Source organism: Bradyrhizobium erythrophlei, from assembly GCF_900129425.1.
GTDB classification, from domain to species: Bacteria; Pseudomonadota; Alphaproteobacteria; order Rhizobiales; family Xanthobacteraceae; genus Bradyrhizobium; species Bradyrhizobium erythrophlei_C.
The window spans coordinates 8,472,592-8,494,827 of record NZ_LT670817.1; the positions used below are offsets into that span (position 1 = coordinate 8,472,592).

The 22,236-nt window shown below is 63.7% G+C and carries 22 protein-coding genes; 21 read left to right on the top strand and 1 reads right to left on the bottom strand.

Annotated features, from left to right (window positions below; translation table 11 throughout):
* Nucleotide 1 precedes the first annotated feature (1 nt).
* The 15 genes from trpS to trmB all read left to right on the top strand — a co-directional run bounded on the left by trpS (nt 2) and on the right by trmB (nt 13,356).
* On the top strand, nt 2–1,054 hold the full coding sequence (trpS, locus tag B5527_RS40285) for a tryptophan--tRNA ligase (protein WP_079606450.1): 1,053 nt from the start codon (nt 2–4) through the stop codon (nt 1,052–1,054).
* A gap of 114 nt (nt 1,055–1,168) precedes the next feature.
* Complete coding sequence (locus B5527_RS40290) at nt 1,169–1,663, top strand: universal stress protein (RefSeq protein WP_079606451.1); 495 nt, start codon at nt 1,169–1,171, stop codon at nt 1,661–1,663.
* Nucleotides 1,664–1,796: 133 nt separating this feature from the next.
* Nucleotides 1,797–2,366, top strand: a complete 570-nt coding sequence (locus B5527_RS40295; RefSeq protein WP_079606452.1) for a NifU family protein — start codon at nt 1,797–1,799, stop codon at nt 2,364–2,366.
* 92 nt (nt 2,367–2,458) lie between these two features.
* The gene (gene tsaB, locus B5527_RS40300) at nt 2,459–3,157 is read left to right on the top strand and encodes a tRNA (adenosine(37)-N6)-threonylcarbamoyltransferase complex dimerization subunit type 1 TsaB (RefSeq protein ID WP_079606453.1); all 699 of its coding nucleotides are present in this window, start codon (nt 2,459–2,461) and stop codon (nt 3,155–3,157) included.
* Nucleotides 3,154–3,639, top strand: coding sequence for a ribosomal protein S18-alanine N-acetyltransferase (gene rimI / locus B5527_RS40305; RefSeq protein ID WP_079606454.1), 486 nt, complete (start codon nt 3,154–3,156; stop codon nt 3,637–3,639). Before tsaB ends, rimI begins: the two co-directional genes overlap by 4 nt.
* 26 nt (nt 3,640–3,665) lie before the next feature.
* Complete coding sequence (locus B5527_RS40310; protein ID WP_079606455.1) at nt 3,666–4,115, top strand: Fur family transcriptional regulator; 450 nt, start codon at nt 3,666–3,668, stop codon at nt 4,113–4,115.
* Between the two features lie 14 nt (nt 4,116–4,129).
* A complete protein-coding gene (locus tag B5527_RS40315) occupies nt 4,130–4,816 on the top strand; it encodes an HAD family hydrolase (protein ID WP_154072787.1) in 687 nt (228 codons plus the stop codon).
* 180 nt (nt 4,817–4,996) lie between these two features.
* On the top strand, nt 4,997–6,412 hold the full coding sequence (miaB, locus tag B5527_RS40320) for a tRNA (N6-isopentenyl adenosine(37)-C2)-methylthiotransferase MiaB (protein WP_079606457.1): 1,416 nt from the start codon (nt 4,997–4,999) through the stop codon (nt 6,410–6,412).
* Nucleotides 6,413–6,416: 4 nt separating this feature from the next.
* A complete protein-coding gene (locus tag B5527_RS40325) occupies nt 6,417–7,472 on the top strand; it encodes a PhoH family protein (RefSeq protein ID WP_079606458.1) in 1,056 nt (351 codons plus the stop codon).
* Between the two features lie 65 nt (nt 7,473–7,537).
* Complete coding sequence (ybeY, locus tag B5527_RS40330; protein WP_079607873.1) at nt 7,538–8,047, top strand: rRNA maturation RNase YbeY; 510 nt, start codon at nt 7,538–7,540, stop codon at nt 8,045–8,047.
* Nucleotides 8,022–9,167, top strand: coding sequence for a hemolysin family protein (locus tag B5527_RS40335; protein WP_079606459.1), 1,146 nt, complete (start codon nt 8,022–8,024; stop codon nt 9,165–9,167). The genes ybeY and B5527_RS40335 overlap by 26 nt, the downstream gene beginning before the upstream one ends.
* Nucleotides 9,164–10,777, top strand: a complete 1,614-nt coding sequence (lnt, locus tag B5527_RS40340) for an apolipoprotein N-acyltransferase (protein WP_079606460.1) — start codon at nt 9,164–9,166, stop codon at nt 10,775–10,777. Before B5527_RS40335 ends, lnt begins: the two co-directional genes overlap by 4 nt.
* 228 nt (nt 10,778–11,005) lie before the next feature.
* The gene (locus B5527_RS40345) at nt 11,006–11,422 is read left to right on the top strand and encodes a helix-turn-helix domain-containing protein (RefSeq protein WP_079606461.1); all 417 of its coding nucleotides are present in this window, start codon (nt 11,006–11,008) and stop codon (nt 11,420–11,422) included.
* 69 nt (nt 11,423–11,491) lie between these two features.
* Nucleotides 11,492–12,619 carry a M20 family metallopeptidase gene (locus B5527_RS40350; RefSeq protein ID WP_079606462.1) on the top strand — a complete coding sequence of 376 codons (1,128 nt, stop codon included), beginning with the start codon at nt 11,492–11,494 and terminating at the stop codon, nt 12,617–12,619.
* The gene (trmB, locus tag B5527_RS40355; protein ID WP_079606463.1) at nt 12,616–13,356 is read left to right on the top strand and encodes a tRNA (guanosine(46)-N7)-methyltransferase TrmB; all 741 of its coding nucleotides are present in this window, start codon (nt 12,616–12,618) and stop codon (nt 13,354–13,356) included. The genes B5527_RS40350 and trmB overlap by 4 nt, the downstream gene beginning before the upstream one ends.
* A 20-nt stretch (nt 13,357–13,376) precedes the next feature.
* Here the strand turns inward: trmB and B5527_RS40360 are convergent, their stop codons facing one another.
* A complete protein-coding gene (locus tag B5527_RS40360) occupies nt 13,377–14,459 on the bottom strand; it encodes a DUF2336 domain-containing protein (protein ID WP_079606464.1) in 1,083 nt (360 codons plus the stop codon).
* A gap of 342 nt (nt 14,460–14,801) precedes the next feature.
* On the opposite strand from B5527_RS40360, the gene rimP reads away from it, so the two are divergent.
* The 6 genes from rimP to truB all read left to right on the top strand — a co-directional run bounded on the left by rimP (nt 14,802) and on the right by truB (nt 22,234).
* A complete protein-coding gene (rimP, locus tag B5527_RS40365) occupies nt 14,802–15,572 on the top strand; it encodes a ribosome maturation factor RimP (RefSeq protein ID WP_079606465.1) in 771 nt (256 codons plus the stop codon).
* Nucleotides 15,573–15,574: 2 nt separating this feature from the next.
* A complete protein-coding gene (nusA, locus tag B5527_RS40370) occupies nt 15,575–17,188 on the top strand; it encodes a transcription termination factor NusA (protein ID WP_079606466.1) in 1,614 nt (537 codons plus the stop codon).
* 17 nt (nt 17,189–17,205) lie between these two features.
* Entirely contained in the window at nt 17,206–17,940 is a 735-nt protein-coding gene (locus B5527_RS40375; RefSeq protein WP_079606467.1) for an RNA-binding protein, read from the top strand.
* 9 nt (nt 17,941–17,949) lie between these two features.
* Nucleotides 17,950–20,547, top strand: a complete 2,598-nt coding sequence (infB, locus tag B5527_RS40380; protein ID WP_079606468.1) for a translation initiation factor IF-2 — start codon at nt 17,950–17,952, stop codon at nt 20,545–20,547.
* Between the two features lie 147 nt (nt 20,548–20,694).
* Entirely contained in the window at nt 20,695–21,114 is a 420-nt protein-coding gene (gene rbfA / locus B5527_RS40385) for a 30S ribosome-binding factor RbfA (protein WP_079606469.1), read from the top strand.
* 4 nt (nt 21,115–21,118) lie between these two features.
* The gene (gene truB / locus B5527_RS40390) at nt 21,119–22,234 is read left to right on the top strand and encodes a tRNA pseudouridine(55) synthase TruB (RefSeq protein WP_079607874.1); all 1,116 of its coding nucleotides are present in this window, start codon (nt 21,119–21,121) and stop codon (nt 22,232–22,234) included.
* Nucleotides 22,235–22,236: the final 2 nt, after the last annotated feature.

The following is a 22,236-nucleotide window of genomic DNA, read 5'->3' on the forward strand; positions in this document are numbered from 1 at the left end:
CATGGCGATCGTTGAACGGGTTTTTTCTGGCGTCCAGCCGACCGGTAATCTGCATCTCGGCAATTACCTCGGCGCGATCGTCAATTTCGTGAAGCTGCAGGAGACCCACAACTGTCTGTATTGCGTGGTCGACATGCACGCGCTGACGCAGCCGGTCTCGGTGTGGGGCGGCCCGGCGGAACTTGCGCGCAATACGAGGGAGGTGACCGCGGCCTTCATCGCCTCCGGCATCGATCCCAAAAAACATATCGTCTTCAACCAGAGCCAGGTGTCCGGACATGCGGAACTGGCGTGGATCTTCAATTGCGTGGCACGGATCGGCTGGCTCAACCGCATGACGCAGTTCAAGGAAAAAGCCGGCAAGGACCGCGAGAACGCGTCGGTGGGACTCTACGACTATCCGGTGCTGATGGCGGCCGACATTCTGCTGTACCGCGCCACCCATGTGCCGGTCGGCGAGGACCAGAAACAGCACCTCGAACTGTCCCGCGACATCGCCCAGAAATTCAACAATGATTTCGGCGACTCGATCCGCGGCCACGGTTTTGCGGACGGATTGTTTTTTCCGCAGCCGGAGCCCTTGATCACAGGCCCCGCGACGCGGGTGATGTCGCTGCGCGACGGCACCAAGAAGATGTCGAAGTCGGATTCGTCCGATAATTCGCGGATCAACCTCACTGACGACGCCGACACCATCGCGCAGAAGATTCGCAAGGCCAAGACCGATCCGGAGCCGTTGCCTTCGGAGGAGAAGGGCCTGGAGACGCGCCCCGAAGCCGACAATCTGGTCGGGATCTACGCCGCGCTGTCGGGCCGCAGCAAAGCCGACGTGCTCGGCGAATTCGGCGGCGGGCAGTTTTCCAATTTCAAGAACGCGCTGGTCGAACTCTGCGTCGCCAAACTGGCGCCGATCGCCTCCGAAATGAAACGGCTGGTCGCCGACCCCGGCCACGTCGATCAGGTCCTGGTTGATGGCGCCGACCGCGCCCGCGCCATCGCCGCCGAGACCATGAAGGCGACCAAGGACATCGTCGGCTTCGTCCGCAAGCCGTAGCTTTCCTTGTCTTTGACATAATTGACGCAGCGCACAGTTCTCGCTGTCGTCGCTTGTCGAAGACGGCTGCGCCGTGGCAGCATGCGGCCTGTCTGGCGCAGCATCGGGACATGCATGAGCACCCAGCGACGAAGCTACGAGACGGGCCACAAGCCAAAATGTCTTGTCATCGTTGACGACACCACGGAATGGGACCGCGCGGTCTACTATGCCAGCCGGTGGGCGATCCGGGTCGGCGGCGGCGTGGTGATGCTGCGCATCATCGAGACCGAGGACCAGAACCAGGAATGGCTGGGGGTCGCCGACATCATGCGCGCCGAGGCGCACGAGGAAGCCAACGCCGCGCTCGATCGCGCGGCCGGCCGCGCCAACGGCATCGCCGCGATTACGCCCGAACGGGTGATCCGCGAGGGCGACCCGACCGAACAGATCCTCGACGTCATCGACCAGGACGTCGATATCGCGATACTGGTGCTGGCCGCCAATCCGGGGCCGGAAGGTCCCGGCCCGATCATCACCATGATGGCGAGCGCGGTCGGCTCATTCCCGATCCCCGTCACCATCGTATCGGGTGATCTCAGCGACGCGGCCATCGACGCGCTGTCCTAGGCCCCTGTCACCGTAGGTCCCTGATGCGGCTTGAGAACTGCTGCCCTGCGCCCCTTGATCGTGCGTTTGCCGTCGCCATCTGCTAAGGGACACCCACGCGCCGGCCTTGAACCGGCGACGCCGGAGAAAACCGATGTTCATTCAGACCGAAGCCACCCCCAATCCCGCCACCCTGAAATTCATTCCCGGCCGCGCCGTGCTCGACAGCGGCACCCTGGAATTCGCCAGCCGCGAGGCCGCGGCGCGCTCGCCGCTGGCTGAGCGACTGTTTGACGTGCCCGGCGTCACCGGCGTGTTCTACGGGTCGGATTTCGTGACCGTGACCAAGGACGACAGCGACTGGCAACATCTCAAGCCGGCGATCCTCGGCGCCATCATGGAGCACTACATGTCCGGCGCGCCGCTCCTGGCCGACGGCAGCGTTGGCAGCGACGAGGCCGCCGACGAGCAGGACGAGTTCTTCAACGAGGCCGACGCCGAGACGGTCGCGACCATCAAGGACCTGATCGAAACCCGGGTGCGCCCGGCGGTCGCCAACGACGGCGGCGACATCACCTTCCGCGGCTTCAAGGACGGCATCGTCTATCTCAACATGAAGGGCTCCTGCGCGGGATGCCCGTCATCGACCGCGACGCTGCAGCACGGCATCCAGAACCTGCTCAGGCACTTCGTACCGGACGTGGTAGAAGTCCGGCCGGTGTGATTTGGGGAGTGGCGAATAGTGAATAGCGAATGGCGAATGGCGGTTAGCGGCCTTCGATTCGCTATTCGCCACTCCCTATTCGCTTTTTCTCCATGCTGATCCTCGCCATCGACACCGCGCTGGATGCCTGTGCCGCGGGCGTGCTGGACACCGACGCCGGCAAGCTGATCGCGCAGGAATCGCAAGCCATGAAGCGCGGCCATGCCGAAGCGCTGATGCCGCTGATCGCGCGGGTCATGAAGGAATCCGGCATCGCGTTCGCGTCCCTCGACCGCATCGCGGTGACCACCGGTCCCGGCAGCTTTACCGGGCTGCGCGTCGGCCTCTCCGCCGCGCGCGGCATTGCCCTGGCCGCCGATAAGCCGGTAGTCGGAGTGACGACGCTGACCGCCTATGCCGCACCTGTCGTCAGCGAGAACGGCGAGCATCCGGTGATCTCCGCCATCGATGCGCGGCACGACCATGTGTACTTTCAGGTGGTCAGCGGCAATGGCGGCCCGTTGATCCGCCCGCAGGTCGCGCCGATCGAGGAGGCGCTGGGTGCGTCGCGGTTCGGCGCGCCGTATCTGGTCGGCAACGCCGCCGAAATTCTTGCCGAGCGCTGGCCGGCGCAGGCGCTGCCGCCGTTCAAGGTCGGCGCGCAGCCGGCGCCGGATATTGCCTGGGTAGGCTGGCTCGGCGCCGCGGTCAGCCCGGACACCGCGCCGGCCCGTCCGTTTTATCTGCGTGCGCCCGACGCCAAGCCCGCCAAGGACCCGCAACAAAAAGCCGCGCAGCCGACCGCGTCATGATGGCATGGCTCTCCGAACTGTGGAGCGGCGGCACGGCGGCGATCGAACCCGCGAGCCTGCGTGACGCGGCCCGTTTGGCGCAGTTGCACGGCGAATCGTTTCACCGCGGCTGGGGCGAAGGCGAATTCGAGGCCATGCTGGCCGAGCGCAACACCCTGGTGCACCGCCTCAGGATCGGACGGAAAATCATCGGCTTCGCGGTGTCGCGGATGGCGGCGGACGAGGCCGAAATCCTTTCGATCGCCATTGCCGCGAGCCATCGCGGACGTGGCCTGTCGCGCGATCTGCTGCTGACCCATCTTGGCCATCTGGCGGGCCGCGGCGTGCGTACCGTGTTCCTCGAGGTCGAGGAAAACAATCAGCCGGCGCGGCGGCTCTACCAGCGGGCCGGATTTGGTATCGCCGGGCGCCGCGAACGGTATTACCGGCAGGCGAGCGGGGAACAATTGAACGCGCTCTTGATGCGCCGCGACTTGTCCTGACGCGCCCGCGGTGGCAGAAAGCGTCCATGACCGCCCTGAAATCGACCCCCGCGCTCAAGGCCACCGGTATCGAGGCGCGCTGTGCTGCCACCGGCATGCGCATGACCGAGCAGCGCCGTGTGATCGCACGCGTGCTGGCGGAGGCGGCGGATCATCCTGACGTCGAGGAACTGTATCGCCGCTGCGTCGCGGTCGACGACAAGATTTCGATCTCGACGGTGTATCGGACCGTCAAGCTGTTCGAGGACGCCGGCATCATCGAGCGGCACGACTTCCGCGAGGGCCGCGCCCGCTACGAACAGATGCGCGACAGCCATCACGACCACCTGATCAATCTGCGCGACGGCAAGGTGATCGAATTCACCTCCGAGGAGATCGAAAAGCTGCAGGCTGAAATCGCCCGCAAGCTCGGCTTCAAGCTGGTCGATCACCGGCTCGAGCTGTATTGCATTCCCCTGGACGACGACAAGTCCTGAAGCGCGTGCAAATATTGAACGCGAGTGTCGATCTCATCATTTTCGACTGCGACGGCGTGCTGGTCGACAGCGAGGTGATTTCGTGCCGCGCGCATGCCGAGGTCCTGACCCGCCACGGCTACCCGATATCGTCCGAACAGGTGTTCGATCGTTTCCTCGGCCGGTCGACACGTCAGGCGAATCTGGAAATCGAAGCCGAATTGGGCCACAGCCTGCCTGACGACTTCCACGTGCAATTGCGGGACGAGTTGTTTCAGTCGTTCGCGGCTAAGCTGGAAGCGGTGCCTCACATCGATGCAGCCCTCGATGCGATCGGCCAGCCGGTCTGCGTGGCATCGAGCGGTTCGCAGGAACGAATGCGCGTCAGTCTCGGCCGTGTCGGGCTCTATGACACATTTGCACCGAACATTTTCTCCGCGACGCAGGTCCGCAACGGCAAGCCAGCGCCGGACCTTTTTCTGTTCGCGGCCGCGCAGATGCAGACGGCCCCCTCGCGATGCCTGGTGATCGAGGATAGCGTGCCCGGCATCACCGGCGCGGTGGCGGCCGGGATGACCGTGCTCGGTTTTCACGGCGGCAGCCATTGCCGGCCCGGTTATGCCGAGACGCTGCGCGCCGCCGGAGCGGTCATGACGTTCAACGACATGCGGGAGTTGCCTGGTCTGATCGGTCGGATTGAAGCGTCCGTCGTGCCGGGTTGACCGCCGGGACCCGCCATTCCGGGGCACGCACCTTCGCGTGAACCCGGAATCTCGAGATTCCGGGTTCGATGCTGGCGCATCGCCCCGGAATGACGGCTATCACGCTGGATTTTCCGCACTTTAGCCTATATTTGAGCTCTGCGCCGCATTGGCGCCGTTTCCGCATACCATTCAGGTTCCATGAGCCCGCCGCGCAAGCTGCATATCAAGTCCTATGGTTGTCAGATGAACGTCTACGATGCGCAACGCATGGTGGACACGCTGGCGGCTGAGGGCTTTGTCGAGACCGCCAGCGTCGATGACGCGGATCTGGTGATCCTCAATACCTGCCATATCCGCGAAAAGGCCTCCGAGAAAGTCTACTCGGAACTGGGGCGGCTGCGCGTCGTCAAGGACGAAGCCGCGCGCCTTGGCCGCCATGTGAGCATCGCGGTGGCCGGTTGCGTCGCGCAGGCCGAAGGCAGCGAGATCATTCGCCGCGCCCCGGTGGTCGATGTCGTCGTCGGTCCGCAAAGCTATCACCATCTGCCGCAACTGCTGGCGCGCGCCAGGAGCCACGGCCGTGCGCTGGAGACCGAATTTCCCGTAGAGGACAAATTCGGATTCCTGGCCCCGCCGCAGCCCGATGCGATACGGGCGCGCGGCATTTCATCGTTCGTCACGGTGCAGGAAGGCTGCGACAAGTTCTGTACATTTTGCGTGGTGCCGTACACCCGCGGTACCGAGGTATCGCGCCCCGTCGCCAGAATCGTCGACGACGTGCTCAGGCTCGCCGACAATGGCGTGCGCGAAATCACCTTGATCGGGCAGAACGTCAATGCCTATCACGGCGAGGGCCCGGACGGGCGAACGTGGTCGCTCGGCACCCTGCTGCATCGCCTTGCGGAAATTCCCGGCATCGTTCGCCTGCGCTATTCGACCAGCCATCCCCGCGACGTCGACGAGACCCTGATCGCGGCGCATCGCGACCTCCCGGCACTGATGCCGTTCGTGCACCTTCCCGTGCAATCCGGTTCCAACCGGGTTCTCGCTGCCATGAACCGCAAACATACCGTCGACGATTACCGGCGCGTCATCGACCGGTTTCGCGCCGCCCGGCAAGATATTGCATTTTCATCGGATTTTATCGTGGGTTTCCCCGGTGAGACCGAGGAAGATTTCTCTGCCACCCTCGCACTGGTCACACAAATCGGTTACGCTGGTGCCTATTCGTTCAAATATTCGCCGCGGCCCGGGACGCCGGCGGCGGACATGCGGGAGATGGTGACAGCGGCTGATATGGACGAGCGATTGGTGCGGCTCCAGGAATTGATCGACAGCCAGCAATCGGCCTTCAATGTGGCGACGATTGGCAACACCGTCGATGTGCTGTTCGAACGCGCCGCCCGCAACCCCGGCCAGATCGTCGGCCGCACCGCCTACCTGCAGCCGGCCCATGTGATGGCGTCGACTGACATCATCGGACGGGTGTTGCCGGTGAGGATCGATAGCCTCGAGCGCTACAGCCTGCTCGGCGAACTTGCTGCCCCGCAGCCCACTTTGTCACAAATGACCCCTTCCCAAATGACATTTCCTCCAATGACCACGGGAGCCTGAACCCTTGCCCAAAAGCGCATCGGATTCGTCTTCGCTTGCTCCCAGCCGCAAACTTGACCGCGACATGCAGATCCCGCCCGAAACCCAGGTCGTCATCGACTTCGACGATAACCGCGCGGCCTCGGCGCTGGTCGGACCCTACGGACAAAACCTGGCACTGATCGAGCGCCGGCTTGGCGTGGTGGTCGATTCGCGCGGCAATCACATCACCATCGCCGGATCGCGCGACGGCTGCGACGCCGCGCGGCGCGTGCTGGAAACGCTGTATGCGCAGGCGACGCAGGGTCACGAACTGGCGCAGGGCGATGTCGAAGGCGCGATCCGCGCCGTGATCGCGCAAGGCTCGCTGTTCGAATTCGACGCCAAGACCGTCAAATCGTCGTTCGAGACCATCAATCTGCGCAAGCGCCCGGTACGGGCGCGCACCGCCGCGCAGGACTCCTATATTCGCGCGCTCAAGCGTCACGAACTGGTGTTCGGCATCGGTCCCGCCGGCACCGGCAAGACCTGGCTCGCGGTCGCGCATGCCGCGCAATTATTCGAACGCAAGGAAGTCGATCGCATCATCCTGTCGCGGCCCGCGGTCGAGGCCGGCGAGCGGCTCGGCTTCCTGCCCGGCGATTTGCGCGAGAAGGTCGATCCCTATCTGCGGCCGATCTATGACGCGCTGTACGACCTGATGGATTCGCGGATCGTCGAGCGCGCGCTGCAGGCCGGCGAGATCGAGATCGCGCCGCTGGCCTTCATGCGCGGCCGCACGCTGACCAACGCCGCCATCATCCTGGACGAGGCGCAAAACACCACCTCGATGCAGATGAAGATGTTTTTGACGCGGCTTGGCGAGAACAGCCGCATGATCATTACCGGCGATCCCTCCCAGGTCGACCTGCCGAACGGCCAGACTTCGGGACTTGCGGAAGCCGCAAAGCTGCTCCATGGCGTCGAGGGCATTTCCCAGGTGAAATTCACGGCTGAAGACGTGATCCGCCATGAACTGGTGGCACGGATCGTCGCCGCGTATGAAGGATTGCCACAGCGGCCGGCAACCCCCAAGTCTTGATGCGAAAATTGACCGCCGGGAGCGCGCCGGAGGCGATTTCGGAGCGCAAAAGAAATTCTGGACCGATGGCGCCCTTTGCCTTTCCCCTCACCGAGGTTCTCGTTGTCGCCGGTTGCTGGCAGACCGAGCCCGACGCCGAAGCCGTGATCGATCGCGCCATTGCGACCGCAGCCGAGATCGTCAACGCGAACCTCGGCGAAGCCGAACTCGCGGTCATGCTGACCGACGACGCCGGAATTCGCACGCTCAACAGCAACTGGCGCGGCATCGACAAGCCGACCAACGTGCTGTCGTTTCCGGCCTTGCCGCCGACCGGCGCGGGCGGCCCCGACGATGCGCCGCGGATGCTCGGCGACATTGCCATCGCCTATGAAACCACGCGCCGGGAGGCCGATGACGAGCAAAAGCCGTTCGATCATCATCTCAGCCATCTCGCGGTCCATGGTTTCCTGCATCTGATCGGTTACGATCACGAAACAGACAACGACGCCGAAGCCATGGAAACCCTCGAAGCGGAGATTCTGGCGCAACTCGGCATTCCCGATCCGTATGCGGACCGGGAGCGGATGGACTGAAATGGCGGACTCCGAACCGACCCACGACAATCCGCGCAACACGCGCAACCTGCCGGCCGTGGTGCCGCCGAGCGAAGTCATGCGTCCCGCCGCCGAGAGCTGGCTGACGCGCGCGATCCGCACGCTGTTCGGATGGAAGCCTGGATCGGTCCGCGACGACCTGCAGGTTGTGCTCGACGCAAGCACGCCGGACGAGGTTGGGTTTTCGGCGATCGAGCGCACCATGCTGCGCAATATCCTCGGCCTGCATGAACGGCGCATCGCCGACGTCATGATCCATCGCGCCGATATCGTCGCGGTCAAGCGTGACATTCCGCTCGGCGAACTGATGAGCCTGTTCGAAAGTGCGGCGCATTCGCGTCTGGTGGTCTACAACGAAACCCTCGACGATCCCGAAGGCATCGTGCACATCCGCGATCTCCTGGCCTTCATGACCGCAAGAGCGCGCGTGCCCGACACCGGCAAGACCAAGCGCAAGAAGCCGCTCCCCGCCGGCCTCGACCTGCGCGCGGTCGATCTCGCGATGCCGCTGGCCGACGCCAACATCATCCGGAAGCTGCTGTTTGTGCCGCCGTCGATGCGGGCGATCGACCTCTTGGCGCAGATGCAGGCCTCGCGCATCCATTTGGCGCTGGTGGTGGACGAATATGGCGGCACCGACGGGCTGGTGTCGATCGAGGACATCGTCGAGCAGATCGTCGGCGAGATCGACGACGAACACGACAGCGATGAGCCGCCGGCGATCGTGCGGCAGGCCGATAATTCCTTCATCGCCGACGCGCGCGCCAGTCTCGACGACGTGCGTTCCGTGATCGGCGAGGATTTCGTCACCGGCGAGGCCGGAGAAGAAGTCGAGACACTTGGCGGCTATCTGGTGACCCATGTCGGCCGCTTGCCGGTACGCGGCGAAGTCATTTCCGGCCCCGGCAATTTCGAAATCGAAGTGCTCGATGCCGATCCGAGACGGGTCAAGCGCCTGCGCATCGCCACGCGCAAGGAACGTCCCGCGCCCCGGGCGCCGCGCGAGAGCCGCCGCCGCGAGGCAACTCCGGAGTCTGGTCCGGCGCAGGCCAACGACAATGCGAGCCCGCCGCCCGGCGATGGAGCCGGTTCGCGGTGAAAGCTTCCGACAAACTCCGTAGCGCCGGTCTTTCGATCATTCTCGCCTGGGGATGGAAGCGCGCCCTCATTGCACTCGTCGCGGGGGCGCTGTCGGCGCTCGCGATGGCGCCGTTCAATGCATGGCCGGTGCTGTTGCTGACGTTTCCGGTGATGGTCTGGCTGATCGACGGCGCCGGCGCCGGACGGCTGCACGGCGTGCCGGCGGCGGCGATGGCCGGCTGGTGGTTCGGGCTCGGTTACTTTGTGCCGGGATTGTACTGGATCGGCTACGCCTTCCTGGTCGATGCCTCCACCTTCGCCTGGCTGATGCCGTTCGCCGTGTTGGGCTTGCCGGCCTATCTGGCGCTGTTCACCGCCTTCGGCTTCGCGCTGGCGCGCCTGATCTGGACCAGGGACGCTTCGCGGGTGATCGCGTTGGCCGCAAGCCTCACCTTGAGCGAATGGCTGCGCGGTCATGTGCTCACAGGCTTTCCATGGAATGCGTTCGGCTATGCGCTGACCGAACCGCTGGCGCTGGCACAGACCGCATCGCTGATCGGCCTCTGGGGCCTGACCTTTCTCAGCGTTGCAATCTTCGCCAGCCCGGCCGTGCTGATCGATGGAAGTTCACGTGGGCGCAAACCATGGATCGCGCCGGCGATGGCGCTCATGCTGCTGGTCGCCATGGGCGTGTTCGGCGGCGTTCGCTTGAGCCGGCATCCGACCACGACGGTTGCCGGCGTCAAGCTGCGGATCATGCAGCCCAATCTGCAGCAGGACGTCAGATTCAATTACTCCGCCAAAGCGGAGGTGATGCAGAAATATCTGACGCTGTCCGACCGCGCCTCCGGGCCGCAATCCACCGGCGTGCGCGACGCCAGCATTTTGATCTGGCCGGAATCGGCGTTCCCGTTTTTCCTGACGCGCGAAGCCGACGCCATGGCGCAGATCGCCGATCTGTTGCCCAAGGGAACCGTCCTGATCACCGGCTCGGTGCGCGCGCCCGATGTGCCGCCCGGCACAAGAATCACGCGCGCCTATAATTCGATCTACGTCATCGACCACGACGGCAGCGTGCTGTCGGTCTACGACAAGTTGCATCTGGTTCCATTCGGCGAGTATCTGCCGTTCCAGGATTGGATGGAGAAGCTCGGCTTCGTGCAACTCACGAAGGTTCAGGGCGGATTTATCCCGGGCGTGCGGCGGCGCACGATGGCGGTACCAAATGCGCCGCGCGCGCTACCGCTGATTTGTTATGAAGCAATCTTTCCCGGGATCGTTGCGGCAAACGACGATCGCCCGGGCTGGATCGTCAACCTGACCAATGACGGCTGGTTTGGAATCTCGACCGGCCCCTACCAGCACTTGCAACAGGCGCGTCTGCGCGCGATCGAGGAAGGACTGCCGCTGGTCCGCGCAGCAAACACAGGCGTTTCCGCCGTGATCGATCCGCTGGGCCGGGTGGTCGCGCAGCTCGGTCTCGGCGTCGAAGGCGTGCTGGATTCAAGCCTGCCGTCTGCGATTCCGCCGACCGTTTACGCACGCAACGGCGACATTCCCACCGCGATCATCGTCGCCGCCGCCGTTCTCTTCGTCCTTCGGCGGCGCGTCGCGAAGCGGCGCTCCTGACGCCTGCATATTCATGTTTGTTTTCGGTTATAGGCAAAATTCTTTACGCACGAAAATCCACCAGTTGACAGACCGACTGCGCAATTCGCATTCTGTTAACCAAGAATAGATCCAGTCAGTTCATTGCTCCAAATTGTCTGCATTTCTCTCCGACCCTCCGAGCAAGATTTGACGGTAGCATACTCCCGTTTGTCTCATCGCATGGTGCGATCCCAAGGAGTGTTGGAAATGTCCACCAAAGCGCCCAACCCTGTTGACAAATATGTCGGCAGCCGTGTGCGCATGCGCCGCATCATGCTGGGCATGAGCCAGGAAAAGCTGGGCGAAGCATTGGGCCTCACATTCCAGCAGGTCCAGAAATACGAGAAGGGCACCAACCGGGTCGGCGCCAGCCGCATTCAGCAGATCTCCGAAATTCTCCAGGTCCCAGTATCGTTTTTGTTCGAGGGAGGACCTAGCGGCGTCGCGACCGCCGAAGGCTACAGCGAAGGAACCTCGCCGGCGTACGTTTCCGATTTCCTGGCGACCTCCGAGGGCCTGGCTCTTACCCGTGCGTTCACACGCATCAGCGACGCCAAGCTTCGGCGCAGCATTGTGGAATTGGTCGAACAGATCGCCACGCGCGATGCATCCGACAAGCGTTAAGATGCGCCGCGTCATTCCGCGGCGTGCGCGAAGCGAGCGATCCCGGAATGACAATCGCAGGCACACAACATGCTGACGACAGCCAACCCTTTCGATTCCAAAACCATCCTCGACGGCATCCGCCGCTGGGTCGAGATCGAGACGCCGACGGAAGCGCCCGACCAAATCAACAAGCTTGCGACACTCGTCGCCGGCGGTTATCGCGATTTGCCTGTTGCCATCGAGCGCATCCCGGGACATTCCGGTTGCGGCGATCATCTCGTCGCGCGTTCGGCATGGGGCCAGGATAAACCGGGCATCCTGGTTCTGAGTCATCTCGATACCGTGCATCCGATCGGATTCATCGAGCGTCTGCCGTTTAGAATCGAGGGCGACAGCGCCTTCGGCCCGGGCATCTATGACATGAAGGGCGGAGCCTATCTGGCTTACCATGCGTTTGCGCAGCTTTGCGCCACAGCCGAGCCGCCGCTTGGCGTGACGCAGCTCTACGTCTCCGATGAAGAGATCGGCAGCCCGACGTCGCGCGCGCTGATCGAGGCCGAGGGGCGAAGAGCGAAATACGTGCTGGTGACCGAACCTGCCCGCGACGGCGGAAAAATCGTCACCGGGCGCAAGGGCGTGGCGCGCTTCGAGATTTTCGTCAGGGGCGTCCCGGCGCATGCCGGCACCCGGCCCGAGGACGGCCGCAGCGCGATACGCGAACTCGCCAATATCATTCAAACGCTGGAAGCCATGAACGATATCAAGCGCGGCGTGACCGTTAATGTCGGCGTCGTCAGGGGCGGCACCAAGCCCAACGTCATTGCCGAGGAGGCCTACGCCGAGGTCGACATGCGCGTTCCCTCGATCGCGGATGCCGACGTTCTGGTGCCCAAAATCCTGAACCTGAAATCGCGCACCGAAGGCGTCAGCGTCAAAGTGACAGGCGAATTGAACCGGCCGCCTTACGAGAAGGGCAATGCCGGCGCAGCGCTTTATGAACATGCCAAGACGCTCGCCGCCGAAATCGGCTTCGACCTCGTGGACACGTCCACCGGCGGCGGCTCCGACGGCAATTTCACCGCGCCGCATACCGCGACTCTCGACGGCCTCGGCGTCGATGGCAAGGGCGCGCATACCCATTACGAGCAGATGTATATCTCGTCGATCGAGCCGAGGGCGCGGCTGTTGCATCGGCTGTATCAGACACTGCGATGAGCGTCGCGAGCACCGATCCCGGCAATCGCTCCGCATCGTCCGACGATGACGCTGCCGCTCACCCGCACGGATCGTTCTTCGGACGGCGCAAGGGCCACAAGCTTCGCTTGCACCAGGCCGACCTGATCGAACATTTGCTGCCGCGGCTTGCGCTCGATACCGGCACGCCCTGCCCCGATCTCGCCGACCTGTTCGACCCGCCGGCCGATCAGATCAGACTCGAAATCGGATTCGGCGGCGGCGAGCACCTGATCGCGGAGGCACGTGCTTTTCCGAATATCGGCTTCATCGGCTGCGAGCCCTATGTCAACGGCATGGCGAAGATCCTGACGCAGATCGAAGGCCACAACATCGGCAATATCAGGCTGTTCGCCGGTGATGCCGCCGAATTGCTGGCATGGGCGCCATCGCATTCGCTTGTTCGCATCGACCTGATCCATCCCGACCCGTGGCCGAAGCGACGGCATTGGAAGCGACGCTTCGTGCAGGACGCCACCGTCGCAGCGATGGCGCGCGTGTTGAAACCGGACGGCGAATTTCGCTTTGTCAGCGACATTGACGATTACGGCGCATGGACGCTCAAGCATCTTGCGCGCTCGCCCGATTTCATCTGGGCCGCGGAGCGGGCCTCCGACTGGCGCCTGCCATGGGCCGATTACACGATGACGCGATATGGCGTTAAGGCCGAGCGCGAAGGCCGCCAGGCAGCGTATCTGCGGTTTCGGCGGATCGGATAAAACCGCGAAACTCGCGGTCGTCATGCCGATTGGCGGGTCTGCCAGAAACTCACCACCCGCTCGGCGGTCGACGGCATCAGGCGCGCGAAATTCACGCGCGCGGTTTCGATATCGGCCGGTGCCGGCACCCGGTTGGGGCCTAACCGAAGCAGGATCAGGGCGCGCACGGTTGCCCATTCGAGGCCGACCGCCTTGCCGGCGATCAGGATCGGATCGTGGCGGTCGCCCGAAATCAGGTGGTCGAGGGTTCCGATTTTCACCCCGGACATCGCGGCCAGCGCGGCAACGGATTCCTCGTATTTTAGGGCCTTGGCGAAACCGAGCAGCGCGGTTTCATTGAGCTCGCCGGCGTTGTGAAGTGCAAGGATCGCGCGCTGCGCCGGCGCGAAGTTGCGGCGACTCTCGACCCGCTCGGGTTCGCCGGAAATTTCGCTCATCGCCTGCTTGATGTCGGCCTGCCTGCCGGGCTTGACCACTTCGAGCAGGCGGCGGCGGACGATGTCGACCGATCCTGCCAGAAGATCCCTCAGCTGCGGACCCGACAGATCATCGCGCTGACCGACCGCGAGCGTCAGCACGCCGTCCTGGCTGGCGCGCCTGATCAGCACCGAATATCCGGTATGCGAAAACTCAGCCCCCGCATTGCCGGCGGCGCGCCTGACCACCTCGCGGTCGCCGCGGCGCACGATGACGTCGGTGAGATCGGGAGACAGCGCCGGCCGCGCCGACATCGCCAACAGATGACCCTGGCCCTTGAAGCGCGCAATTTCGATCAGGGCGACCTGATCGATGACGGGCGATCGACGCAGCAACGGACCTGCGATCGATATCTCGTCCTCGCGCGCGAGCTGCCCGACCAGCCCGCGCGGGGCCTTGGCGAGCATGGACAGCCGCTCAGCGAGGGCGGCACGCGCGGCAATTTCCGTATGGGGAACCAGATCAATCAGAATGCCGTCAAACAAATCGACGTGCTCGGGCCGGAAATTCGCGGCACCATGCAGGAACAGTTCGCTGATCCTGCGCGCGGCCTCGGCGCGGCGGTTAGGATCACCGTTTTTAACGATTTCATCAAGCCCGGGAATCAGCGAGGTGGCGACTGTCATTAAACGCACTCAAACCCGACGCATCGCCAAGTTTCGTGGCAATTTAGGCTGGCTTGGTGAAGGAAGGGTTAGGTTCGGAACGGTGTCTGCGGGTGCGCAAAATCGCGGCCTCAGGGCCTCTCGGGCCTTGCCGGATGAGGGGAAAACCGTTATATCACCGCCAACTTTTGGTATCTCATACGATCGCGTATTGAGAGTGGGCCCCCCGGGACCCGCTCTTTTTTATTACCCGAACCAGCCCGACGCGGGTAACGGCGCCGGACGAGGCCCGGGCAGCACAGCCGGACCGCTTTAAGGCCCGGCACCAACCCAACTGAAGTTAGACCGCCTTTGACGCTGGACATGACCGATCCAACTGCTGGTTCCGTAGATACCGATCTGCTTGCCGAGCCGCGCCTGGTGGTCGAGCCCGGCATGGCGGCGCGGGTGTCGGCGGTCGCGGGTCCGGTATTGCAGGGAATGGGTTACCGGCTGGTGCGGATCAAGATTTCCGGTGAATCCGGCTGCACCGTCCAGATCATGGCGGAGCGGCCCGATGGATCGATGCAGATCGAGGATTGCGAGGCGATCTCCAAGGCGTTGTCGCCGGTGCTCGACGTCGCCGATCCGATCGACCGCGCCTATCGGCTGGAAATTTCCTCGCCGGGGATCGACCGGCCGCTGGTGCGCCGCTCGGATTTCGAACGCTATGCCGGCCATCTCGTGAAAATCGAAATGGCGGTCGCGCATCAAGGCCGCAAGCGGTTCCGCGGCACGCTCGGAGGCGTCGAGGGCGATGCCGTGCAGTTACATCGCGATGACATACGCGCGGGCGAAGATGCCGATGTCATGCTGGTCATGGAAGATATCGCGGACGCGAGGCTGGTTCTGACCGACGAGCTGATCGCGGAATCGATGCGGCGCGGCAAGGCCGCGGAGCGCGAGCTGCGCCAGACTCTCGGCCTTGAGCCGCCGCCACCGCCGCACGCCAAGAAAAGCGATCCTTCGAAAAGCAACAAACCGAAGCCGAAATTGAAGCCTAGGCAAGCGAGCGCCCCGAAAAACACCAAGGAACACCGCCTGGCCGCAGAAAGACTGCGGAGAGGCGAAATCGATCCCACTGAAGGAGACTGAGCATGGCAGCTGTCAGCGCCAATAAACTCGAACTGCTGCAGATCGCAGATGCTGTCGCGCGCGAAAAATCGATCGACCGCGGTATCGTGATCGCGGCGATGGAAGACGCCATCGCCAAGGCGGCGCGGGCACGTTACGGCAGCGAGACCGACGTCCACGCCGAAATCGATGCCAAGAAGGGCGAATTGCGGCTGTCGCGCCACATGCTGGTGGTCGAGCAGGTCGAGAATTCCTCGAACCAGATTTCGTTGGTAGACGCCCAACGCGCCAATCCGGGCGCACAGGTCGGCGATACCATCGCCGACACCCTGCCGCCGCTGGAATATGGCCGCATCGCCGCGCAATCCGCCAAGCAGGTGATCGTGCAGAAGGTGCGCGAGGCCGAGCGCGACCGGCAGTACCAGGAATTCAAGGACCGCATCGGCGATATCGTCAACGGCATCGTCAAGCGCGTCGAATATGGCAGCGTCATTGTCGATTTGGGCCGCGGCGAAGCCATCGTGCGCCGCGACGAGATGCTGCCGCGCGAGGTATTCCGCAACGGCGACCGCGTCCGCGCCTATATCTTCGACGTGCGGCGTGAAACCAGGGGCCCGCAGATTTTCCTGTCCCGCACCCATCCGCAATTCATGGCGAAACTGTTCGCGCAGGAAGTGCCTGAGATCTATGACGGTATCGTCGAGATCAAAGCGGTGGCCCGCGATCCCGGATCGCGCGCCAAAATCGGGGTGATTTCACGGGATTCCTCGGTCGATCCGGTCGGCGCCTGCGTCGGCATGCGCGGCTCGCGTGTGCAGGCCGTGGTCAATGAATTGCAGGGCGAAAAGATCGATATCATTCCGTGGTCGCCCGACATCGCGACCTTTGTCGTCAACGCGCTGGCGCCCGCCGAGGTCGCCAAGGTCGTGATCGACGAGGACCGCGAGCGGATCGAGGTCGTGGTTCCCGACACCAATAACCAGCTGTCGCTGGCGATCGGCCGGCGCGGGCAGAACGTGCGCCTCGCCTCGCAACTGACCGGCTGGGACATCGACATTCTCACCGAGTCGGAGGAATCCGAGCGGCGTCAGGCCGACTTCGAAAACTCCACCCGGGTGTTCATGGAAGCACTCAATGTCGACGAAGTCGTCGGCCAATTGCTGGCGTCGGAGGGCTTCACCTCGGTAGAGGAACTGGCGATGGTCGACGTCAAGGAACTGGCCGGCATCGAAGGTTTCGACGAAGAAACCGCGAACGAATTGCAGAGCCGGGCGCGCGAATATCTGGAACAGCTCGAAGGCGAACTCGAAAACAAACGTAAGGAACTCGGTGTGGATGATGCTTTGAAGACGGTGCCCGGCGTAACCTCGAAAATGCTGGTGAAGTTCGGCGAGAACGATATCAAAACGGTCGAGGATCTGGCCGGCTGCGCCACCGATGATCTGGTCGGCTGGACCGAGCGCAAGGAAGGCGGCGAGCCGACCAAGCATCCCGGCATTCTCGATCCCAACGAAACCTCGCGCGACGATGCAGAAAATATGATCATGCAGGCGCGCGTCATCGCCGGCTGGATCACCGAAGCCGATCTGGTCAAAAAGACCGAGGAGGCCGCTGCCCCCGAAAACCAGCCGGTTTAAGGAGCCATGTCCCAGGCATGCTTGCTTTCGCTGACCCCGATCTCGACAACGGACCGCGGACCGACAGGTCCGCGACGATGCGGATGTGCGCGGTCACGCGTGAGGTGCGGCCGATCGACGAGCTGATCCGGTTTGTGGTAGCGCCCTCGGGCGAGGTGATCCCGGATCTGAAGCGCAAGCTCCCGGGCCGGGGGCTGTGGGTTTCAGCCTCGCGTCGGGCGGTTGCAGAAGCCGTCCGGCGTAACCAGTTCGGTAAGGGCTTCAAGCGCGACGTCCGCGTCGCTCCGACCCTTGCCGCCGATACGGAAAGCCTGCTGGTGCGCGGCGCGATCGAGGCGCTCGCGATGGCCGCCAAGGCTGGCCAGGTCGTGTCCGGCTTCGGCAAGGTCGAGGATGCCCTCGCGCAGCGGCAGGCCCAGGTCCAGGTTCGGGCCCTGATCCATGCCTCGGACGGCGCGGCGGACGGAATCCGGAAATTGGACGCCGTAGTGCGGCAAAAGTCCGGGATTAACGATGAATCGAAGCCATTTCCGGTGGTCTCGGCGCTGACTTCGGAACAATTGGATTTGGCACTGGGCCGGTCAAATGTGATACATGCTGCGCTGCTCGCGGGCCCGGCGAGCAAGACGTTTCTGTCGCGCAGCCAGACCCTGGTCCAATACCGGATGGCGGACGACGACAAGACAGCCGGCAATGCGGCCAAGAATTCGCCGATACAGACTGTGCGGACACGCACGACGCAACAAGATTAGGACTGCTGAATGGTCGATACGAAAACTCCTGGCGACAAGACACTCAGTGTCCCGACCAAGACCTTGACGCTCAAGCCGCGCGTCGAGACGGGCACCGTGCGCCAGAGCTTCAGCCATGGCCGGACCAAGCAGGTGGTGGTCGAAAAGCGCGGCAAACGCCGCGTCGGCGGCGACGCGCCTGCAACCGAAAGCCATGCGCCGGAGCCGACTGTTGCCAAGGCGGCGCCGGTCAAGGCCCCGCTCGCCCGTCCCGCGGCTCCGCCGCGCAGCAATTCGGGCGTGGTACTGCGCACGCTGACCGAGGATGAGCGTTCCGCCCGCGCCAGCGCACTCGCCGACGCGAAAGTCCGCGACATCGAGGAACGGCGTCTGGCGGAAGAAGAAGCCAAACGCCGCAACAGCAAGGAAGGCATCGAGCAGGCCGAGCGCGAAGCCGCCGAGGCCCGCCGCAAGGCCGAAGAAGAACGTCATCGCCAGGACGAGGAAGCCAAACGCAAGGCCGAACTCGAAGCCAAGAAGCGTTTTGGCGAAGCCGAAGCCAAGGCTGCTGCGGCCACGGCGCGCGCCGCCCCGGTGCCTGCCGCACGCGCGCCCGGAGTCGCCGCCGACATCAGCGACGAGGATGAAGGTCCGCGTCAGGTCCGCCGCGGTCCCGGCGGCGTTGCCCGCCCGGTCACGCCCCCGAAGACCACCGCCAAGCCGGCGCCGCAGAAGCAGCGCGGACGCCTGACGCTGGTCACCGCGCTCAATGCCGATGACGTGCGCGAACGCTCGATCGCCTCGTTCCGCCGCCGCACCCAGCGCCTCAAGGGACATGCGTCGAACGAGCCGAAGGAAAAGCTGGTTCGCGAGGTGATCATCCCGGAAGCCATCAATATCCAGGAACTCGCCAACCGCATGGCCGAGCGCGCCGTCGACGTGATCCGGCTTTTGATGAAGCAAGGCGCGATGCACAAGATCACCGATGTGATCGATGCCGACACCGCGCAGTTGATCGCCGAGGAACTCGGCCACACCGTCAAGCGCGTGGCCGCATCCGACGTCGAGGAGGGTCTGTTCGATATCGTCGACGATTCCTCCGACACCGAACCGCGTTCGCCTGTGGTGACCGTGATGGGCCACGTCGACCACGGCAAGACCTCGCTGCTCGACGCGCTTCGCCATGCCAACGTGGTGTCCGGCGAGGCCGGCGGCATCACCCAGCACATCGGCGCCTATCAGGTGACCTCGCCGGAGAGTGGCAAGAAGATCACCTTCATCGACACCCCCGGCCACGCCGCGTTTACCGCGATGCGCGCACGCGGCGCCAAGGTGACCGATATCGTGGTTCTGGTGGTCGCTGCTGACGACGGCGTCATGCCGCAGACCGTCGAAGCGATCAATCATGCCAAGGCGGCGAAGGTTCCGATGATCGTCGCCATCAACAAGATCGACAAGCCCGACGCCAGGCCGGAGCGCGTGCGCACCGAACTGCTGCAATACGAAGTGCAGGTCGAGTCGATGGGCGGCGACGTGGTCGACGTGGAGGTCTCCGCCAAGAACAAGACCAATCTCGACAAGCTGCTGGAAATGATTGCGCTGCAGGCCGAACTGCTCGACCTCAAGACCAACGTCTCGCGTCCCGCCGAAGGCACCGTGATCGAAGCCAAGCTCGATCGCGGCCGCGGTCCGGTGGCAACCGTGCTGGTTCAACGCGGCACGCTGAGGGTCGGTGACATCATCGTCGCCGGCGCCGAGATGGGCCGCGTTCGCGCGCTGATCAACGATCAGGGCGTGACCATCGACGACGCCGGACCGTCGGTTCCCGTGGAAGTGCTCGGCTTCAACGGGCCGCCGGAAGCCGGCGACCGTCTCGCAGTGGTGGAAAACGAAGCCCGCGCCCGCGAGGTGACCAGCTATCGCGCCCATCAGAAGCGCGAAAACGCCGCCGCCAGCATTTCCGGCATGCGCGGTTCGCTCGAGCAGATGATGTCGCAGCTCAAGACTTCGGGCCGCAAGGATTTCCCGCTGATCATCAAGGCCGACGTGCAGGGCTCGCTGGAAGCGATCCTCGGCTCGCTGGAAAAGCTCGGCACAGACGAGGTCGCCGCGCGGATCCTGCATGCGGGCGTCGGCGGCATCTCGGAATCCGACGTGACGCTGGCGGAGGGTTTCAACGCAGCCATCATCGGCTTCAACGTCCGCGCCCACAAGGAAGCCGCCGCCGCCGCCAAGCGCAACGGCATCGAAATCCGCTATTACAACATCATCTACGACCTCGTGGATGACGTGAAGAAGGCGATGTCGGGCCTGTTGGCACCCACGCTGCGCGAGACCATGCTGGGCAATGCCCTGATTCTGGAAGTGTTCAACATTTCCAAGGTCGGCAAGGTCGCAGGCTGTCGAGTGACCGACGGCACGGTGGAACGCGGCGCCAATGTCCGCCTGATTCGCGACAACGTGGTGGTGCACGAAGGCAAGCTGTCGACCTTGAAGCGCTTCAAAGATGAAGTGAAGGAAGTGGCGTCCGGCCAGGAATGCGGCATGGCGTTCGAGAATTACGGCGACATGCGTGCCGGCGACGTCATCGAATGTTATCGCGTGGAAACGATCCAGCGCTCGCTGTAAGTCCAAGTCTTCAAGCGCGCTGGTCTGACAACTGAAAAAGAGGCGTCATGGCCGGACGTGTTCCGGCCATCCACGCCTTGCCTGATTCAATAAGAAAGACGTGGATGCCCGCGACAGGCGCGGGCATGACGCCGTTGAGAGACCACAATGCCCCGCCACCACAAAAAGGACTCCGGCCCCGGCGGCTCGCAGCGCCAGTTGCGCGTCGGCGAGATTATCCGCCATGCGGTGGCCGACATTCTTTCGCAGGGCAGCGTGCATGACCCGGAACTCGAGGGTCATATCGTCACCGTGCCCGAGGTTCGGATGTCGCCGGACCTGAAGCTTGCGACGGTTTACGTGATGCCGCTCGGCGGGCGCGACACTGACGTCGTGCTGGCGGCGCTGGAGCGCAACAAGAAATTCCTGCGCGGCGAGGTGGCGCGGCGCGTTAACCTAAAATTTGCGCCTGATGTTCGCTTCCGGGTCGACGAGCGATTCGACGAAGCGGAACGAATAGAGAAATTATTGCGAACACCCGCGGTGCAAAGAGACCTCGCGCCGGATTCGCAGGATTCGGAAGAGTGAGTTGATGACCGTGACCTCCACAAACAGCCTGATCGAGCCGCGAATCGGTGATTCGGACGGCGCTGAAAAAAATAATTTTTCGGAAGCACGTGGCGGCCGCCCGAACAATGACCCGCGCGATCAGGGTCAGCGCGGCGGCAAGCAACCGCGTCCGAACAACCAGCCGCGCCGCGACAAGCGCGACGTCCACGGCTGGGTCGTGCTCGACAAGCCGATCGGCATGACCTCGACGCACGCCGTCGCGGTGGTGAAGCGGCTGTTCCAGGCCAAGCGCGCCGGCCATGCAGGCACGCTCGATCCGCTCGCCTCCGGAGGCTTGCCGATCGCGCTCGGCGAGGCCACGAAAACCGTCCCCTTCGTGATGGACGGCCGCAAGCGCTATCGCTTCACGGTGTGCTGGGGCGAGGAACGCGATACCGACGATACCGAAGGCCGGGTCGTCAAGACCAGCGAACTCAGACCGTCGGCCGATTCGATCCGGGACCTGCTGCCGCAGTTTACCGGCATGATCGAGCAGACCCCGCCGCAATACTCCGCCATCAAGATCCAGGGCGAGCGCGCCTATGATCTGGCGCGCGACGGCGAGACCGTCGACCTGAAGCCAAGGCCGGTCGAGATTCACCATTTAACCCTTGTAGAACAACCAGATGACAGCCATTCGGTGTTCGAGGCCGAGTGCGGCAAGGGAACCTATGTCCGGGCCCTGGCCCGTGATATCGGCCGGATTCTCGGCTGCTACGGCCATATCTGCGCGCTGCGGCGGACCCTGGTCGGCCCATTCGGCGAATCGGACATGATTCCGCTGGAACAGTTGGAGGCTTTGTGCGATAGAGCCGCGTCTGGCGAGGGCAGCCTCGCCGACGCGCTTTTGCCCGTTGAGACCGCGCTGGACGACATCCCGGCACTGGCCGTCACACGGGCTGATGCGGCAAGGCTCCATCGGGGTCAGGCCGTTTTGTTGCGCGGACGGGATGCGCCCAATTGTAGCGGCACAGTCTATGTCACGGTGGCAGGCCGGCTTCTGGCCCTCGCCGAAATTGGCAATGGCGAACTCATCCCCAAGCGCGTGTTCAACCTGACCGGACTGACTGCCAGTTCCGGTCGCAACGAAAGTGTTTGACG

Coding starts and splice junctions, on each gene's coding strand:
- B5527_RS40295 (WP_079606452.1), top strand. CDS start 1,797: ATGTTCATTCAGACCGAAGCCACCCCCAATCCCGCCACCCTGAAATTC.
- rimP (WP_079606465.1), top strand. CDS start 14,802: ATGACCGATCCAACTGCTGGTTCCGTAGATACCGATCTGCTTGCCGAG.
- trmB (WP_079606463.1), top strand. CDS start 12,616: ATGAGCGTCGCGAGCACCGATCCCGGCAATCGCTCCGCATCGTCCGAC.
- B5527_RS40375 (WP_079606467.1), top strand. CDS start 17,206: ATGCTTGCTTTCGCTGACCCCGATCTCGACAACGGACCGCGGACCGAC.
- nusA (WP_079606466.1), top strand. CDS start 15,575: ATGGCAGCTGTCAGCGCCAATAAACTCGAACTGCTGCAGATCGCAGAT.
- trpS (WP_079606450.1), top strand. CDS start 2: ATGGCGATCGTTGAACGGGTTTTTTCTGGCGTCCAGCCGACCGGTAAT.
- rbfA (WP_079606469.1), top strand. CDS start 20,695: ATGCCCCGCCACCACAAAAAGGACTCCGGCCCCGGCGGCTCGCAGCGC.
- B5527_RS40345 (WP_079606461.1), top strand. CDS start 11,006: ATGTCCACCAAAGCGCCCAACCCTGTTGACAAATATGTCGGCAGCCGT.
- B5527_RS40310 (WP_079606455.1), top strand. CDS start 3,666: ATGACCGCCCTGAAATCGACCCCCGCGCTCAAGGCCACCGGTATCGAG.
- B5527_RS40290 (WP_079606451.1), top strand. CDS start 1,169: ATGAGCACCCAGCGACGAAGCTACGAGACGGGCCACAAGCCAAAATGT.
- B5527_RS40335 (WP_079606459.1), top strand. CDS start 8,022: ATGCGGACCGGGAGCGGATGGACTGAAATGGCGGACTCCGAACCGACC.
- rimI (WP_079606454.1), top strand. CDS start 3,154: ATGATGGCATGGCTCTCCGAACTGTGGAGCGGCGGCACGGCGGCGATC.
- infB (WP_079606468.1), top strand. CDS start 17,950: ATGGTCGATACGAAAACTCCTGGCGACAAGACACTCAGTGTCCCGACC.
- truB (WP_079607874.1), top strand. CDS start 21,119: ATGACCGTGACCTCCACAAACAGCCTGATCGAGCCGCGAATCGGTGAT.
- ybeY (WP_079607873.1), top strand. CDS start 7,538: ATGGCGCCCTTTGCCTTTCCCCTCACCGAGGTTCTCGTTGTCGCCGGT.
- miaB (WP_079606457.1), top strand. CDS start 4,997: ATGAGCCCGCCGCGCAAGCTGCATATCAAGTCCTATGGTTGTCAGATG.
- tsaB (WP_079606453.1), top strand. CDS start 2,459: ATGCTGATCCTCGCCATCGACACCGCGCTGGATGCCTGTGCCGCGGGC.
- B5527_RS40350 (WP_079606462.1), top strand. CDS start 11,492: ATGCTGACGACAGCCAACCCTTTCGATTCCAAAACCATCCTCGACGGC.
- B5527_RS40360 (WP_079606464.1), bottom strand. CDS start 14,459: ATGACAGTCGCCACCTCGCTGATTCCCGGGCTTGATGAAATCGTTAAA.